General features: G+C 73.1%; 18 protein-coding genes. 10 read left to right on the top strand and 8 right to left on the bottom strand.

Annotated elements, in window-relative coordinates; genetic code table 11:
* The first annotated feature begins 37 nt into the window (after positions 1-37).
* Complete coding sequence (locus tag C2L59_RS27400) at positions 38-268, top strand: antitoxin (RefSeq protein ID WP_103352402.1); 231 nt, start codon at positions 38-40, stop codon at positions 266-268.
* A gap of 1 nt (position 269) precedes the next feature.
* On the opposite strand, the gene recQ is transcribed toward C2L59_RS27400, so the two are convergent.
* Positions 270-2105 carry a DNA helicase RecQ gene (recQ, locus tag C2L59_RS27395; RefSeq protein ID WP_103352401.1) on the bottom strand — a complete coding sequence of 612 codons (1836 nt, stop codon included), beginning with the start codon at positions 2103-2105 and terminating at the stop codon, positions 270-272.
* 67 nt (positions 2106-2172) lie between these two features.
* Between recQ and C2L59_RS27390 the strand changes: the two genes are divergently transcribed.
* Entirely contained in the window at positions 2173-2601 is a 429-nt protein-coding gene (locus C2L59_RS27390) for a DUF6314 family protein (protein WP_103352400.1), read from the top strand.
* On the opposite strand, the gene C2L59_RS27385 is transcribed toward C2L59_RS27390, so the two are convergent.
* A complete protein-coding gene (locus C2L59_RS27385; RefSeq protein ID WP_103352399.1) occupies positions 2598-3338 on the bottom strand; it encodes an SDR family oxidoreductase in 741 nt (246 codons plus the stop codon). The genes C2L59_RS27390 and C2L59_RS27385 overlap by 4 nt on opposite strands.
* Positions 3339-3598: 260 nt before the next feature.
* On the opposite strand from C2L59_RS27385, the gene C2L59_RS27380 reads away from it, so the two are divergent.
* The 3 genes from C2L59_RS27380 to C2L59_RS27370 all read left to right on the top strand — a co-directional run bounded on the left by C2L59_RS27380 (position 3599) and on the right by C2L59_RS27370 (position 5475).
* Positions 3599-4327: a hypothetical protein gene (locus tag C2L59_RS27380; RefSeq protein ID WP_103352398.1), complete on the top strand. Its 729-nt coding sequence runs from the start codon at positions 3599-3601 to the stop codon at positions 4325-4327.
* Positions 4328-4329: 2 nt separating this feature from the next.
* Positions 4330-4893 (top strand): hypothetical protein, encoded by a 564-nt coding sequence (locus tag C2L59_RS27375; protein ID WP_103352397.1) that lies wholly within the window; start codon positions 4330-4332, stop codon positions 4891-4893.
* A 72-nt stretch (positions 4894-4965) separates the two neighbouring features.
* Positions 4966-5475 (top strand): DUF664 domain-containing protein, encoded by a 510-nt coding sequence (locus C2L59_RS27370; RefSeq protein ID WP_103352396.1) that lies wholly within the window; start codon positions 4966-4968, stop codon positions 5473-5475.
* A gap of 1 nt (position 5476) precedes the next feature.
* Here the strand turns inward: C2L59_RS27370 and soxR are convergent, their stop codons facing one another.
* Positions 5477-5959, bottom strand: coding sequence for a redox-sensitive transcriptional activator SoxR (gene soxR, locus C2L59_RS27365; protein ID WP_199199272.1), 483 nt, complete (start codon positions 5957-5959; stop codon positions 5477-5479).
* 95 nt (positions 5960-6054) lie between these two features.
* On the opposite strand from soxR, the gene C2L59_RS27360 reads away from it, so the two are divergent.
* Positions 6055-6645, top strand: coding sequence for an NADPH-dependent FMN reductase (locus C2L59_RS27360; protein ID WP_103352394.1), 591 nt, complete (start codon positions 6055-6057; stop codon positions 6643-6645).
* A gap of 19 nt (positions 6646-6664) precedes the next feature.
* Here the strand turns inward: C2L59_RS27360 and C2L59_RS27355 are convergent, their stop codons facing one another.
* From C2L59_RS27355 to C2L59_RS27345, 3 genes are read right to left on the bottom strand one after another with little or no spacing between them, the layout of a single operon-like run.
* Complete coding sequence (locus C2L59_RS27355) at positions 6665-7150, bottom strand: hypothetical protein (RefSeq protein ID WP_103352393.1); 486 nt, start codon at positions 7148-7150, stop codon at positions 6665-6667.
* The gene (locus tag C2L59_RS27350) at positions 7147-8556 is read right to left on the bottom strand and encodes a HAMP domain-containing sensor histidine kinase (RefSeq protein WP_103352392.1); all 1410 of its coding nucleotides are present in this window, start codon (positions 8554-8556) and stop codon (positions 7147-7149) included. Before C2L59_RS27350 ends, C2L59_RS27355 begins: the two co-directional genes overlap by 4 nt.
* Positions 8553-9242, bottom strand: coding sequence for a response regulator transcription factor (locus C2L59_RS27345; RefSeq protein WP_103352391.1), 690 nt, complete (start codon positions 9240-9242; stop codon positions 8553-8555). The genes C2L59_RS27350 and C2L59_RS27345 overlap by 4 nt, the downstream gene beginning before the upstream one ends.
* A gap of 110 nt (positions 9243-9352) precedes the next feature.
* On the opposite strand from C2L59_RS27345, the gene C2L59_RS27340 reads away from it, so the two are divergent.
* Positions 9353-10264, top strand: coding sequence for a phosphatase PAP2 family protein (locus tag C2L59_RS27340; protein WP_233223721.1), 912 nt, complete (start codon positions 9353-9355; stop codon positions 10262-10264).
* 297 nt (positions 10265-10561) lie between these two features.
* Positions 10562-11947 carry a pyridoxal-dependent decarboxylase gene (locus C2L59_RS27335; RefSeq protein WP_103352389.1) on the top strand — a complete coding sequence of 462 codons (1386 nt, stop codon included), beginning with the start codon at positions 10562-10564 and terminating at the stop codon, positions 11945-11947.
* Here the strand turns inward: C2L59_RS27335 and C2L59_RS27330 are convergent.
* Positions 11944-13575: a thiamine pyrophosphate-dependent enzyme gene (locus tag C2L59_RS27330; RefSeq protein ID WP_103352525.1), complete on the bottom strand. Its 1632-nt coding sequence runs from the start codon at positions 13573-13575 to the stop codon at positions 11944-11946. The two genes, C2L59_RS27335 and C2L59_RS27330, sit on opposite strands and share 4 nt — an antisense overlap.
* 41 nt (positions 13576-13616) lie before the next feature.
* On the opposite strand from C2L59_RS27330, the gene C2L59_RS27325 reads away from it, so the two are divergent.
* Together C2L59_RS27325 and C2L59_RS27320 are read left to right on the top strand one after the other, a co-directional pair.
* Positions 13617-14291: a GntR family transcriptional regulator gene (locus C2L59_RS27325; RefSeq protein WP_103352388.1), complete on the top strand. Its 675-nt coding sequence runs from the start codon at positions 13617-13619 to the stop codon at positions 14289-14291.
* 45 nt (positions 14292-14336) lie between these two features.
* Complete coding sequence (locus C2L59_RS27320; RefSeq protein WP_103352387.1) at positions 14337-15182, top strand: alpha/beta fold hydrolase; 846 nt, start codon at positions 14337-14339, stop codon at positions 15180-15182.
* On the opposite strand, the gene C2L59_RS27315 is transcribed toward C2L59_RS27320, so the two are convergent.
* Positions 15156-16166, bottom strand: a complete 1011-nt coding sequence (locus C2L59_RS27315) for a pirin family protein (RefSeq protein ID WP_103352524.1) — start codon at positions 16164-16166, stop codon at positions 15156-15158. The genes C2L59_RS27320 and C2L59_RS27315 overlap by 27 nt on opposite strands.
* Positions 16167-16193 lie beyond the last annotated feature (27 nt).

Below are 16193 nucleotides of genomic sequence, written 5' to 3'. Positions count from 1 at the left end.
TTGTCAGGATGACCGCTACCGACGAGGGAGGGCCACCGTGCCTCTGATGAAGAAGCTGACCATGCTGGCCGGCGCCGCCGGTGCGGCTCGCGCGTACGCCAAGAAGAACCCCGAAAAGGTGAACCAGGCCGTCGGCAAGGCCGCGAAGTTCGTCGACGACAAGACCAAGGGCAAGTACCACCAGCAGATCGCCGGCGCGGTCCGCAAGGTGAACTCGGTGACCGGGCAGCCGGGCCAACCGGGACCGGCCGGGCCGGCCGCCCGCTAGGTCACCCGGCCGTCAGCGCCTCGAGCACGCCTTCGCCGTACTTGGCGAGCTTGTTCTCGCCGACGCCGCTGACCGTGCCCAGATCCGCCAGCGACGACGGCCGCTGCGTGGCGATCTGGCGCAGGGTCGCGTCGTGGAAGACGACGTACGCGGGCACGCCCTGCTCCTTGGCGACGGCGGCCCGCCAGGCGCGCAGGCGTTCGAACAGCGGTGCCGCCTCCGCGGGCATCTCCGCGGGGGCGGCCGACTTCCGCGTGCTGCGGACTTTCGCGGCGGCGGCCCGCTCGGGCTCGCGGCGCAGCAGCACCGGGCGGTCGCCGCCGAGCACCTCCGCGCTGCTCTCGGTGAGCACCAGCGAGCCGTAGTCGCCTTCGACGGCGAGCAGGCCCTGGGCGAGCAGCTGCCGCACCACCGCCCGCCACTCGGGCTCGCGCAGCTCGGTGCCGATGCCGAACGTCTTGAGCGTGTCGTGCTGGAACTGCGTGACCTTGGGCGTGGCCTTGCCGAGCAGGATGTCGATGACCTGGCCGGCGCCGAACTTCTGCCGCCGCTCGTTGCGCAGCCGCACGACGGTCGACAGCAGCTTCTGCGCCGGGATCGTGCCGTCCCACTTCTCCGGCGGGCTCAGGCACGTGTCGCAGTTGCCGCAGGGGCCGGCCTGCTGCCCGAAGTAGTTGAGGATCTGCACGCGGCGGCACTCGACGGTCTCGCACAGCGCGAGCATCGCGTTCAGGTGCGCGCCGAGCCGCCGCCGGTGCGCCTCGTCGCCCTCGGACGTGTCGATCATCTTGCGCTGCTGCACCACGTCCTGCAGCCCGTACGCCAGCCAGGCGGTGGACGGCAGGCCGTCGCGGCCCGCGCGGCCGGTTTCCTGGTAGTAGCCCTCGACCGACTTCGGCAGGTCGAGGTGCGCGACGAACCGGACGTCCGGTTTGTCGATGCCCATCCCGAACGCGATCGTCGCGACCACGATCAGGCCGTCCTCCCGCAGGAACCGCGACTGGTGCTTCGCGCGGGTGCGCGCGTCGAGCCCCGCGTGGTAGGGCACCGCCGGAATCCCGTTCTGCACCAGGAACTCCGCGGTCTTCTCGACCGAGTTCCGGGACAGGCAGTAGACGATCCCGGCGTCACCCTGGTGCTCGGTGCGCAGCAGTTCGAGCAGCTGCCGCTGCGGTGAGTTCTTGCCGACGATCCGGTACTGGATGTTCGGCCGGTCGAAGCTCGCGACGAAGTGCCGGGCCTCGTCGAGGTTCAGCCGGGCCGCGATCTCCTTGTGCGTCGCCTCGGTCGCGGTGGCGGTCAGCGCGATCCGCGGGACGTCCGGCCACCGCTCGTGCAGCGCCGAGAGCTGCAGGTAGTCGGGCCGGAAGTCGTGGCCCCACTGGGCGACGCAGTGCGCCTCGTCGATGGCGAACAGCGAGATCTTGCCGCGGTCGAGCAGCCGCACGGTGGATTCGACCGAAAGCCGTTCCGGGGCCAGGTAGAGCAGGTCGAGCTCGCCGTTGAGGAACGCCGACTCCACCTCCTGGCGGGCCGCGTAGTCCTGGGTGGAGTTGAGGAACCCGGCGCGGACACCGGCGTTGCGCAACGCGTCGACCTGGTCCTGCATCAGCGCGATCAGCGGCGAGACGACCACGCCCACGCCGGGCCGCACGAGCGCGGGAATCTGGTAGCACAACGACTTCCCGCCGCCGGTGGGCATCAGCACGAGCGCGTCGCCGCCGGCGATCACGTGCTCGACGATCGCCGCCTGGTCGCCGCGGAAGCTGTCGTAGCCGAACACGCGCCGGAGGGTCTCCAGCGCGTCGGACGCGGGTGCGAGGTCGGTCTCTGCCACCCGCCCGACTATAGAGCGGGGGTCCGACAGTTCCGGCCCGCCCCGCCGCGGGTGGCAGAATGGCCGGGTGCAGTACTGGCCCGTTCCCGACCTCGCCGCGTATTTCGGCGGCGAATGGCAGCTCGACCGGGAAATCCGCACCGCGGACGGCGACCCCGCGGGCGAGGTGACCGGAACCGCCACGTTCACCGAGGCCGGCGGCGTTCTCGTCTACCACGAGGAGGGCGAGCTGCGGCTCGGCGGCCACACCGGGCCGGTCACGCGGACCCTGCACTACCGCCCGGCGGGGCCCGGCCGCGCAGCGGTCCACTTCGACCACGGCGGCTTCTTCCACGACCTCGACCTGCGCGGAGGCCACTGGACGGCGGACCACCCCTGCCGCGCCGACCGCTACCGCGGGGAGTACCGGGTGACCGGCGCGGCGCGCTGGCGGCAGGAGTGGGCGGTGCGCGGGCCGGCGAAGGACCACGTGATCGTCAGCCGGTTCACCCGCTAGACGATGCCGCCGTTGGCCCGCAGCACCTGGCCGTTCACCCAGCGCGCCGGGCCGGCGAGGAAGGCGACGACCTCGGCGATGTCCTCGGGCTCGCCGAGCCGCTCCAGCGGCGGCTGCTTGGCCATCCGGGCGATGGTCTCCTCGTCCTTGCCGTCGAGGAACAACGCGGTCGCGGTCGGACCGGGCGCGACGGTGTTCACGGTGATGTCGTGGCCGCGCAGCTCGCGCGCCAGGATCATGGTGATCGCCTCGACCGCGCCCTTCGTCGCGTTGTAGATGCCGTAGCCGGGCAGGTTCAGCCCGAGCACCGACGTCGACGTGGTGATCACGGCGCCGCCGTCGCGCACCCGCCGCGCGGCCTGCTGGGCCACCGCGAACGTGCCGCGGATGTTGGTGCGGTGCACGCGGTCCAGGACGTCGAAGTCGGTGTCGGCGATCGGCGTCGGCGGGTTCATCACGCCGGCCAGGTGGGCGACGACGTCCACGCCGCCGTAGGTGCGTTCCGCGGTGTCGAACAGCGCCGCGACCGCGGCCGGGTCGGCCACGTCGGCGCGGACCGCGATCGCCCGGCCACCGTTCGCGGTGATGGCGTCGACGGCGGCCGTGGCCTCCTCCGCGTTGCCGGCGTAGTTGACGACGACCGCCATGCCGTCGGCGGCCAGGCGCTCGGCGACCTGGCGGCCGATGCCGCGGGAGCCTCCCGTGACGATCGCGACGCGGGTGTCGGTGGTGCTCATGGGAATCCTTCCGGTCCGGGCGGCGCCGGTATCGCCGCTCTCCTTGTTCTGTTATCGACGATACCACTGTGGTGGTAACGCTGCTAGCCGCGGCGGTGTCGGTGCCGTCACGTCCCGTGGTGATCCGCGGCATCCGGCCGTATCGACGCCGCCGGTCGGCCGAATCCCGAGGTCAGGCGGGTGGAAACCGTTTTCGGATCGGCGGTTCCGGGGAACACCGGACGCATCGGGGGCTTGACATCCTTGAAGGAGTTTGAGCGATGCCCACATGGCTGATCGTGTTGATCGTCGTCGTGGCCGTCGCGGTGCTCGGCGCCGTGATCTGGCTGGTGACGCAGGAGATGCAACGAAAACGGTTGCAGCAGCGGTTCGGGCCCGAGTACGACCGCACGGTCGCGGAGAAGGACAGCCCCCGGGCCGCGCAGCGCGAGCTCGCCGAGCGGGAGCGCCGGCACAAGGAGCTCGACATCCGCCCGCTTTCGGCGTCGGCGCGCGAGCGCTACGCCCGGGAATGGGCCCAGGTGCAGGAAAAGTTCGTCGACGAGCCGTCCGCGGCGGTCTCCGAAGCCGAGCAGCTGCTGAACTCCCTGATGGCCGAGCGCGGGTACCCCACCGAGGGGTACGAGCAGCAGGTGGCCGACCTTTCCGTGCGCCACGCCAAGACCCTGGAGCACTACCGGGCCGCGCACACCACGCAGCAGAAGCGCGACGGGGCGTCCACTGAGGACCTGCGCGACGCGATGGTGCGCTACCGCACGGTGTTCGAGGACCTGCTGACCGACGGCGCCGACGACGAGCAGCACCACGACCACCACGACCGCCGGAACGGGCACGACCACAACCGGCACGACGACGACCGCGACCGCGCCGAGCGGCGCGAGAGCGACCGGCACGAGGTGGACCGCCACGACGCGGACCACACCGACAGCCACCAGACCGAGCGCCAGGCGTCCGCGAACCCGCGGACCGAGTGGAACGGAGGACGTTGACCATGACCGAACACCTGACGCGTCACGACGCCGAGGACGACCAGGACCACACCGGCCGTGAAGCCGGCTTCTCCGGCGACACCGCCACCGACGTACCCGGCCACGACCGGGCGGACTTCCGCGAACCGGGCACCCTGGACGACCACGACGCCGACCACGGCCACGACGCCGACCAGAACCTGAGCACCGCCGACCTGGCGTCGGCCTCGGCCGGGCGGCAGGAGACCGGCGACACCACCACGCCCGAGAGCTCGGGCGGCGACGTGGAGACGCCCGCCGGCTCGGGCGGGGACGTGGAGACGCCGCCGCTGATCGACGAGGAGAAGGTCACCGGGTTCCGCGACCGCTGGCAGAACGTCCAGACCGGCTTCGTCGACGACCCGAAGCAGGCGGTCCAGCAGGCCGACGAGCTCGTCGCCGCCGTGATCAGCGCACTGGCCACCACCTTCGCCGAGCACAAGAACGAGCTGGAAAACCAGTGGCAGCAGGGTGAACCGGCCACCGAGGAGCTGCGCATCGCGCTGCGCCGCTACCGCTCGTTCTTCGACCAGCTGCTGCCGCACTAGCGGACACCGTTTCCCGGCGGGCATGATCGGGTAGCCCGCCGGGAAACGGGTTCAGCAACGGGAGGCAGCCGAATGAACGTGGCCGAACTGCTCGCCGACGGGTTCAGCCGGGTCCAGGGCACGGTGCACGCGGCGGTCGAGGGGCTCACCGCCGACCAGCTCCGCACCCGCTTGGACGGCGAGGCGAACTCGATCGCCTGGCTGGTGTGGCACCTGACCCGCGTCCAGGACGACCACGTCGCCGACGCGGCCGGGACCGAGCAGGTGTGGACCGGCCAGGACTGGCTTTCGCGGTTCGGCCTGCCGTTCCCCGCCGGCGACACCGGCTACGGCCACCGCCCGGCCGACGTCGAGGCGGTCCGGGTCGACAAGCCCCACCTGCTGACCGGCTATTACGACGCCGTGCACGAGCAGACCCTCCGGTACGTCTCCGGCCTCGCCGACGACGACCTCGACCGGATCGTCGACGAGGCGTGGGACCCGCCGGTGACCCTCGGCGTGCGGCTGATCAGCGTCCTCGACGACGACATCCAGCACGCCGGGCAGGCGATGTACGTCCGCGGGCTGCTGGAGCGCCGGTAGCTCAGCAGTCCTCGTAGCCCTCGCCGCGGTGGTCGGCCAGCCGCTGCGGCCCCGGACCGGCTTCGCCTAGCCGGTCGTCCGGGTTGGCGAGCTTGCAGCTGGCCATGGACATGCAGCCGCAGCCGATGCAGTTGACGAGCTGGTCGCGCAGCTGTTCCAGCTGGCGGATCCGCGCGTTCAGGTCTTCCTGCCAGCACTGGGAAATCCGCGCCCAGTCGGTGCGGGTCGGCGTCCGGTCGTCGGACAGCAGGGCGAGCACCTCCCGGATCTTCGACAGCGGCATGCCGACCCGCTGGGACATCCGGATGAAGGTCACTCGCCGCAGCGTGTCGCGGCGGTAGCGGCGCTGGTTGCCCGCGGTGCGGCGGCTGTGGATGAGGCCCTCGTCCTCGTAGAAGCGCAGGGCCGACGCGGGAACCCCGCTGCGCCGGGAGAGTTCGCCGACCGTGAGGTCGGGCAGCGGCCGGGCCGCGGCGTTCACCATGGCCGCCAGCCAACCACAGCCGCCGACTTGACTTCAAGTGAACTTGAGGTCTCATCCTCGGGGGCGGCAATGTTCCGCTGGGCCGAGGAGGAAGTGTGTCGGAAACGCCGGTGCGGGTCGCGGTGATCGTGGGAAGTGTCCGGGAAGGACGGTTCGGGCCGGTGGTCGCGGACTGGGTGGCGGGTGTCGCGGACCGGTACGGCGGGTTCGCGGTCGACGTCGTCGATCTCGCCGAAGCCGACCTGCCGCTGGCCATGCCCGCGTTCGGCGCGGAGCCGGGCGCGGCGGTCGTCGCCGAGATCGCGAAGGTGGCCCCGCGGCTCGGGGCCGCCGACGCCTTCGTCGTGGTCACCCCGGAGTACAACCACAGCTATCCGGCGTCGCTCAAGAACGTCATCGACTGGCACCGGCCCGAATGGCGGGCCAAGCCGGTAGCTTTCGTTTCGTACGGCGGGATTTCCGGCGGCTTGCGGGCGGTCGAGCACCTGCGTGCGGTCTTCGCCGAACTCCACGCGACGACCATCCGCGAGACGGTCAGCTTCCACGGTGCCCACGCCTGTTTCGGTGACGACGGCGTCCCGATCGACGACGCGGCGGGCGTCGCGGCGAAGGCGATGCTCGACCAGCTCGGCTGGTGGGCGCGGGCGCTGGCCGAGGCGAGGGCGGCGCGGCCCTACCCCGGCTGACGTACGGCCGGCCCGGTGCTCACGCCTGGCACGTCTGGTACGGCAGCTGGACGTCCGGCGCGGACACCGCGATGGTGCCGTCGACGGCGTACCCGCCCTGCGCCGCCAGGGCGGCGATCGCGGTGCAGACCAGCTGGTTGATACCGGCGCCGGTGAACGGCCGGATCGGGGACGAGAAGGTGATCGTCGCCGGCGGCCCGGGGGACACGGTGATGCCCCCGGGCCGGCGCGGGAGCTCGGTCGTGTACCCGTCGGCCTTCTCCTCGAGGGACGGCCCTGCCATCAGCATCGACAGGGTCGACTCGACCGTCACCGGGAAGCTACCCGGCCGCGTCACCGGGGCCACCCGGCCGTCGTGAAGGAAGTAGAGGCTCACGTCGGTACCGGACCCGTCGTTCACCGGGTTCCGCAGCGTCGGCGCCGGGCCCGCCCCGAGCACCGGCGTCGGCTTGATCCCGCACGCGCTCGCCAGCAGCAGGACGGCCAGGACGAGGAGTTTCTTCACGCCGCCTCCCGGGGCAGGCGCAGCTGGAACCGGGCGCCGGTGCCGGTGTCGGCCGCGACGATGTCGCCGCCGTGCAGCCGCGCGTTCTCCCGCGCGATGGACAGCCCGAGGCCGCTGCCCTCGGACCGGGCGCGGGCGGTGTCGGCCTTGGTGAAGCGGTCGAAGACCCGCGGCAGCACGTCGGCGGGGATGCCCGGCCCGTGGTCGGTGACGGTCAGCACGACATCGCCGTACTCCGCCCGCAGCACCACCTCGATCGGCGGCGCGCCGTGGCGCAGCGCGTTGCCGACCAGGTTCGCCACGACGATGTCGAGCCGCCGCCGGTCGAGCCGCGCGGTGATCCCCGGCGGCAGGTCCGTGACGAGGTCGGCGCCGGGTTCCCAGCCGCGTGCGGCGAGGCTGTCGGTGACCGCCGCGGCGACGTCCAGCTCCTCCCGGCGCAGTTCCGCCCGGCCGGCGTCGAACCGGGAGATCTCGATCAGGTCCTGCACCAGCCGGGTCAGCCGCCGCGTCTCGGCCGACACCAGCCGCGCTGCGACCGCGGTGTCCGGGGGCAGCTGCTCGGCGTCCTCGTCGAGGACGTCGGTGACCGCGTTCATCGCCGCCAGCGGCGTCCGCAGCTCGTGCGAAACGTCGGCGACGAACCGCCGCGCGTCGGCCTCCATCGCGCGCAGCGTGCCGACCGTGCGTTCCAGCTCCGCGGCGGTGTGGTTGAACGTGGTGACCAGCTGCGCGAGCTCGTCGGACCCCTTCGCGCGCAGCCGCACGTCCAGCCGGCCGCGGCCGAGCTGGCTCGCCGCGGTGTTGAGCGCGCGCACCGGCCGCAGCACCTGCCGGGCGGCCAGCAGCGCCACCGCGACGGCGAACGGCAGGGCGAGCGCGGAGTACAGCCAGGCGTTGCGGGACAGTTCGCCGATGGCGTCCTGCTGGTCGGTCAGGATCACCTCCGCGTAGACCTCGAGGCCGCTCGGGCGGCCGCCGGCGGTCTGCACCGGGACGCCGACGAAGAACACCGGGGTGCCGCCGTCGTCGACGCGCTGGAACTGGATGCTGGTGGTGCCGGCCACCGCCCGGCGCAGCCCGGCCGGCACGCTGTCGGGCGTGAGCCCCGCCGACGAGTGCAGGTCGTGGTAGACGACGAGGGCCTTGCTGGGTTTGAGCGCCGTCGCGAAGGCGTCGAGCGTGCCCATGGACGGTGGCAGCGACACGGTCGGCAGGTACGCGGCGATCTGGTCGCGCAGCTTCAGCATGGTCTGGTCCTGGATGCCTTCCAGGATGGCCCGGCGCGCGGAGACGTAGCTCGCGCCCGCCGCGGCGGTGGCGCCGAGGATCATGATCACGGCGAACGCGGCGACCAGCCGGGGCCGCAGCCCGGCCAGCCACGTCCGGATCGGCGGTGCGGTCACGACCGGCCGAACCGGTAACCGAACCCCCGGACCGTCTGCACGTGCTCCGGCTTGGCCGGCACGTCCTCGATCTTCGCGCGCAGCCGCTGCACGCAGGCGTCCACCAGCCGCGAGTCGCCGAGGTAGTCGTGGTCCCACACGGCGGAGAGGATCTGCTGGCGGCTGAAGACCTGCCCGGGCGTGCGCGAGAGCTCCAGCAGCAGCTTCAGCTCGGTCGGGGTCAGCGACACCGGCGTCCCGTGCTTGGTCACCTCGAGCGCGGCCCGGTCGATGACGAGGTCGCCGTGCCGTTCCGCGGCCGCGGCCGGCTCGCCGGGCCGCTCGCTGACCGCGCGGCGCAGCACCGCCCGGATCCGCGCGTCCAGCACCCGCGGCTCGACCGGCTTGGCGACGTAGTCGTCGGCGCCCGCCTCGAGCCCGGCGACGACGTCGAAGTCGTCGCTGCGCGCGGTGAGCATGATGATCGGGACCGGGCCCGACGCCCGCATCCGGCGGCAGGTCTCGAAGCCGTCCATGCCGGGCAGCATCAGGTCGAGCACGACGAGGTCGGGCCGGTGCTGCACGAGCGCCTCGACGCCGAGCTCGCCCGATTCCGCGGTGTGCACCACGTGTCCCTGCCGGCGCAGGGCCAGCTGCAGGCCCTCCCGCACCGCCGCGTCGTCCTCTACCACCAGTACCTCGGCCACGGCGCCATTATTCGGAAAAGCGCACGTCATGGCGACCCGGGCGGATCTTGTAGCAAAACCATGACATCGCCCTGACGGGATCCCGAAACGCGCGTCGCAGACTCGGGGACATGGCAGTGATCCTTTCCGACGCACCCTCCGCGACCCGCCCGGCCCCCGGCCCGGCGCTGGTGACCCGGGCGGCGTCCCGCACGGCGGTACCGGTGGCGGGCGCGGCCGGGTTCGCCCTGGCGTTCGTCGCGGCCTACCTGTTGTTCGTCCGCACTCAGGCGGGCCGCGGCGTCGAGAACGGCGTCGTCCACAGCGCCCAGTCGACGACGGTGGCCTGGGCGGCCCCGCTCCGCGAAGCCGACCTGGTGGTCGTGCTCGGCGGGGTGGCGGTGCTGCTGGTGGTGATTTCCCTGGCCCGGCGGCGGTTCGCGCTCGGCGTGACGGCCCTGCTGGTGCTGGCGGCCCCGCTGGTGGTGGCGCAGCTGCTCAAGCTGTACGTCCTGGACCGCCCGAGCACGGACGACGGCCTGGGCGTGGCGAGCCACAACAGCTTCCCGAGCGGCCACGTGAGCGCGGCGATGGCCGTGCTGGTGGCCGTGGCGATCGTCCTGCCCCGCAGGTTCCGGACGACGGCCCTGGTGACGGGCGGCTTCGGCGTCGCCTGGGTCGCGGCGGCGGCGGTGGCCCTGGGCTGGCACCGGTTGAGCGACACCGTCGGCGGCTGCGTGCTGGTCGCGGCGGTCACCTGCGCCGGGGCGGCGGTGCTGTCCGCCCGCCGCCCCGACGGTGACCGGGTGCCGTGGATCCCGGTGCTGACGGGCCTGCTGACCCCGCCGGCGCTGGTACTGGCGGGCTTCGCGGTACTGGCGACGGCGACATCGGGAGCGGCCCAGTTCGTGGCGGCCCTGGTGCTGGCGGCGTTGTCGGCAATGGCGGTGACGCTGCTGGTGGCGGGATCATTGCGCCGGGTGACGTTCGACCCGGCCGAGAGCCGGGTGCGTCGCCTCCGGCGGGTGCCGTCGGATCGCTGAGCCGCCGGGCTGGGGGATGGCCGGGGAGCGTGCTGGTGGCGGGCTGATCCCCGCCGATCTGCGCGCCCCGGCGGCCGGCTCGTGTGCCTGGGGGGTCGGTTCGCGTGTCCGGAGGGTCGGTTCGCGTGCCTGGGTGGTCGGTTCGCGTGGTGGGGCGGGCTTCTTGCGTGTCTGGAGGGGTATCTCGCGTGGTTGGGCGGGCTTCTTGCGTGATTGGCGGGGCATCGCGGGCGGGAGGGGCCAGTTCTGGGGGATTGGACCGCGACAGGGGGCGTCGGCGGGCCTAGCGTCGGGTGAATGGACCCGCGTCTGGCCGATGACCTGCATTCCCTGCCCGATGTTCTCGATGCCGCCGGCAAATTCGCCGGGGCCGCGCTTGCCGGGCTGGATGGGCGGGCGGCCGCCGTTCCGCCTGGTGCCGTTGTGCCTGCGCCGCTGCCCGACGGGGGTGTCGGGGCCCGGGGTGCCTTGGACGAGTTCTCGCGGCGGTGGGAATCCGGGTTCGCCGCCAGTGCCGGGCCGCGGTACCTCGGGTTCGTGACCGGCGGGGCCACCCCCGCGTCGCTGGCCGGTGACTGGCTCACCGCCGCCTACGACCAGAATCCGGCCAGCGGGATGGACTCCTCCGCCCAGGACCTCGAACGCGAGACCGTCGGCTGGCTGGCCGAACTGTTCGGGCTGGGTCCCGAGTTCTCCGGTGCGTTCGTCACCGGCGCGACGATGTCCACGGTGACCGGGCTGGCCATCGCCCGCGAGTGGGTCGGCGAACAAGCCGGGGTAACCGTTTCCGCCGACGGCGCCGCCGCGCTCGGGCCCGTCACCGTGCTTTCCGGTTCGCCGCACTCCAGCATCCTGAAGGCGTTGTCGTTCCTCGGGATGGGCCGTTCCTCGCTCCGGAAGGTGCCCGTGCTGCCGGGCCGCGAAGCCGTCGATGTCGCGAAGCTCGCCGAAGCGCTTGAGGCGCTCGATGGCCCGGCGATCGTCGTCGCGAACGCCGGGACCGTCAACACGGTCGATTTCGACGACCTCCGGGCGATCGCCGCGCTCAAGGAGCGGCACGAGTTCTGGCTGCACGTCGACGCCGCGTTCGGCGGGTTCGCCGCGCTCGCGCCGGAGCACGCCGCCCTCGCCGCGGGCCTCGAGCTGGCCGACTCGGTGGTCGTCGACCTGCACAAGTGGCTCAACGTGCCCTACGATTCGGCCGTCCAGTTCACCCGCCGCCGCGATCTGCAGCTGCGGGTCTTCAGCAACAACGCCGCCTACCTCGGCGAAATCGGCGAGACCCCGGACTTCCTGCACCTCACGCCGGAGAACTCCCGGCGGCTGCGCGCGCTGCCCGCCTGGTTCTCGCTCGTCGCCTACGGCCGTGCCGGGCACCGGGAGATCGTCGAGCGCTGCGTGGCGCTGGCCCGGGACCTGGGCGCGCGGATCGACGGCTCGGCCCGCTGGCAGCTGCTCGCGCCGGTTCGGCTCAACGTCGTCTGTTTCACCCCGGCCGGGGACGTCACGCAGGACCGGATCGACGCCCTCGTCCGCGCCATCGCCGAAGACGGCACCACGTTCCTGACCCCGACGGTGTACGACGGCCGGCCCGCGCTGCGCGCCGCCTTCAGCAACTGGCGGACCACCACCGCCGACGTCGACCGGATCTTCGCCGTGCTGGAACGCCTGGCCGCCGGCTAGCTGCGGTCCGACTTCGGCATCAGGTACTTCCACGGCGACGCGCCCACGCCCAGTTCGCACGGCACGTGCACCAGCGACGGCCGGCCCGCCGCGAACGCCTTCTCCAGTGCACCCCGCAGGTCGTCCGGGGTGCGGGCGGTCAGGCCGAGCGCGCCGAACGTCTCGGCCAGGCGGGCGAAGTCCGGATTCCGCAGCCGGCCGCCCAGCGCGCGGCCCTCGAACAGGCGCTCCTGGTCGAGGTGGACGTTGCCGTAGGAGCCGTTGTCGAACACGACCGCCACCACGTTCAGTCCGTATTGGACAGCCGTGGCGAGTTCCTGCGCGGCGAACATGAAGCCGCCGTCGCCGGCCACCGAAACCACCGGGCGGCCGGGGAACGCCGCCTGCACGCCCAGCGCCGTCGGGTAGCCGAAGCCGAGCGTGCCCTGGTGGCCGCACGTGACGAACGTGCGCGGCGCGTAGACCTCGAACCCGAAGTACGACGCGAAGCCGACCTGGCAGATCTCTTCGACGAAGAAGCCGTCGCGCGGTAGCACGTCCCGGATCGCGCGGAGGTACTCCAGTTCCGGTCCGACGTCGGCGAAACGCTCCGCCACCGTGGCCTTCAGCGCGGCGAACTCCGCCGTCCGGTCCGTCCGTTGTGGACCGAGGGCGCCGGTCAGCGCGGCCGTGGCGTCGGCCGCGTCGGCGACGATCGCGACGTCCGCCTCGAGCCGGGTCGCCTGCCGCGGGTCGATGTCGAGCAGGATCGTCTTCAGGCCCGCGGGCTTGTCCGGCCAGCGGAACCAGGACAGCTCCAGGCGGGAGCCGATCCCGATGACGACGTCGGTCTCGGCCCACCGCTCGAAGCCGGAGACGCAGGTGAAGCCGAGCGGGTGGTCGTCGCCCACGATGCCGCGCCCGCCGCGGAACGGCACCACCGGCGCCTGCAGCCGCTCGGCCAGCGCCCGGACCTCGGCGGCGGCGTGCCGGGCGCCGCCGCCCACCATGATCATCGGGTGCTTCGCGCCGTCCAGCAGTTCGGCGGCTTTCCCGACCGCGCCCGGGTCGACGGCCGGGCGCGGCAACGGCAGCGGGCCGGTGGCTTCGTCCGGCGCGCGCTGCCCCAGCACGTCCCACGGCACCGCCAGGGAAACCGGCCGCGGCCGCCCGCCGGCCGCCTCCCGGAACGCCGTCGCCAAGGCGTCGGGCACCTCCGCCGGGTGCTCGACGAGCGCCGACCACTTGGTGATCGTCCGCAGGGTCGCCAGCTGGTCCGGCATCTCGTGCAGGTGCCCGAGCCCGCGGCCGAGGTACGCGCGCGGGATCTCGCTCGTCAGGCACAGCACCGGCGCGCTCGCCCCGTGCGCCGAGAGCATCGCCGCCGACGCGTTCAGGACGCCGGGGCCCGGCACCACGGTGTACACGCCGGTGCGGCCGGTCGCCTGGGCGTACCCGAACGCCATGTAGGCCACGGTCTGCTCGTGCCGGGCGCCGATCACCCGGATGTCGCCCTCCGCGCGGGCGAGGCTGTCGAACAGGTCGTAGGTCTGCACGCCGGGCAGGCCGAAGACGGTGTCCACGCCGTGGGCCCGCAGCCCGTCGACGATGAGGTCGGCCGCGGTCGGGGCAGGCGGGGGGATCGGCATCGGCGCGGCCTCCTGAGCGTCGTCCGTCGGCGGAACCATATATGGTTTCCTACATGATCAGCGCGTCCTCGGGAAGACCGGTCACCAAGTCCCAGCTGGCCTACGAGACGATCAAAGCCCGGATCCTCGCCGGCCGGTACGGACCGGGATACCGCCTGGTGCTGGACCAGATCGGCCGCGAGCTGGACGTCAGCGCGGTGCCGGTCCGCGAAGCGCTGCGCCGGCTGGAGGCCGAGGAGCTGATCGAGTTCGAGCGGAACGTCGGCGCCCGGGTCGTGGCCATCGACCCGATCGCCTACCAGCACGCGATGCAGACGGTCGCGATCGTCGAAGGCGCGGCGACCGGTCTCGCCGCGCCGCTGCTCACGGCGGAGGCCCTGGGACGGGCCCGTGAGCTCAACGACCGGATGCGCCGCAGCCTCGCCGAGTTCGACCCGCTGGCGTTCACCGCGCTGAACGCCGAATTCCACGAGGTGCTGTTCAGCGCCTGCCCCAACCCGAACCTGGTGGACCTGGTGCAGCGCTGCTGGACCCGCCTGGCCGCGGTCCGCGACAGCACGTTCACGTCGGTGCCGGGGCGCGCACCGGTGTCGATCGAGGAACACGAACGGCTGCTGGCGCTGATCGAGGGCGGGGCCGGCCCGGACGAGGTCGAGCGGTTCGCCCGGGGGCACCGGATGGCGACCCTGGAGGCGTATCTCGCCCGGGACCGGTGAGAGCGGCCGGTTGTTTCCCCGGTCGCGGGATGCCAGGGTCGGGACGTGCCGATCTTCTCCGCGCCGGACGGAACCGGGCTGGCCGTGCGCTTCGGCGGTTCCGGCGCCGAGCCGCCGGTGGTGTGCCTGCCCGGCGGCCCGATGCGGGCCGGCGTCTACCTCGGGGACCTCGGCGGGCTGAGCGCCCGGCGGCGCGTCGCCGTGCTGGACCTGCGGGGCACCGGCGCCTCCGAGGAACCCCGTGACCCCGCCACCTACCGGTGCGACCGCCAGGTCGAGGACGTCGAGGCGCTGCGCAAGCACCTCGGCCTCGACCGGTTCGACCTGCTCGGGCACTCGGCCGGAGCGAGCCTGGCCCTGCGGTACGCGGCCCGGTATCCGGAGCGGCTGCGCCGGCTCGCGCTGATCGCGCCGAGCCCGCGGGCCGTCGGGTTCGAGCTGCCCGCCGCGGAACGCCTGCGGATCGTGGCCCGGCGCGCCGGCGCTCCCTGGTTCGCCGCCGCATCGGCCGCCTACGGGGCGATCGCCGCGCAGACCGCGACCGGCGCCGACTGGGCCGCCGTCGCGCCGCTGTACTACGGCCGCTGGGACGCTGAGGCCCAGCGGCACCACGCCGGGGAACGCGTCCAGCGCAACGGCGCGGCGGCGCGGATCTACAACTCCGCCGGCGCTTTCGAGCCCGAGGCGACCCGCGCCGCGCTCGGCGCCGTCACCGCTCCGGTGCTGGTGCTGGCCGGTGAGCTGGACTGGATCGCCAGCCCGGCGGTCGCGGAACGCCTCGCCGGGCTGTTCCCGGACGGCCGGGTCGTCGTGCTGCCCGGGGCCGCGCACTACCCGTGGCTGGACGACGCGCCGGCGTTCGGCTCAGCCGTGGGCGGCTTCCTGGCCTGAGCCCGGGTTGCGGCGCGGCTTGATGCGGACGGCCGGCAAAGCCGGGGCGGGCAGGCGCTGGGGAGTGCCCGCGTAGCCCGTGACGCTGCCGAACTGGTCCGATCCGGCCTGCCACGCTTCGCGGAACGCAGCGATCTCTTCGTGGGTGCGGCCGACGAAGTTCCACCACATCAGGATTTCTTCGTCGAACGGGGTACCGCCCAGCAGGAGGAACCGGGCCGGGGTGGTGCCGCGGTTGCTCAAGGTCAGGGAGCGCATCCCGGTGCCGACGTAACCCAGCTCCGCCGCGCGGACGCGGGTGCCGGCCACGACGACGTCGCCGGTGTCCACCAGGACGCCGTGCTCGAAGCCGGGGTCCACGCCGAGGGACATGTGGGCGTCCGGGCCCAGCACGACCTCCGCGCCCAGCAGCGGGGTGAACGTCGGGATCGGGGACGTGCGCCCGGCCAGCGACCCGAGGAACACCCGGATTTCGGCGCCTTCGATCCGGTTCACCGACGGCACGTAGTGGTCGAAGGCCCGGGCGGTGTGCCGATGGCGTTCGGGCAGGGCCACCCAGAGCTGGACGCCGTGGAGGGTCTGGGTGGCCGCGGTCGAGACCTCCGAGTGGCAGATGCCGTGACCGCCGGTCATCAGGTTCAGCTCGCCGGGGCGGACCAGCGCGTGCGTGCCCAGGCTGTCGCGGTGCTCGATTTCGCCGGCGAAGAGCCAGCTCACCGTCTGGAGGCCGGTGTGCGGGTGCGGCGCCACGTCCATCGCGCCGGGGCCGGTGACCTCGTCCGGGCCGTAGTGGTCGGCGAAGCACCAGGCGCCGATCAGGGAGCGCGACCGCTGGGGAAGGGTCCGGCGGACGCGCATCGCGCGGGGGCCGCCCAGGGGGACCTCGCGCGGGGTGAGGACCTCGACGGCCGGACGGTCGGGGTCGGCGGCCGCGGGCCGGTCGCCGCAGGCGACCTCGGCGGGGGCGGCCTCGGTGTTGCTCATGTCCGCCACGGTAGTCGTGGTCGCGGT

The organism is Amycolatopsis sp. CA-128772 (assembly GCF_002904295.1).
In the GTDB taxonomy this organism is placed as follows: domain Bacteria; phylum Actinomycetota; class Actinomycetes; order Mycobacteriales; family Pseudonocardiaceae; genus Amycolatopsis.
This window is presented reverse-complemented; position numbering and strand designations above follow the sequence as displayed.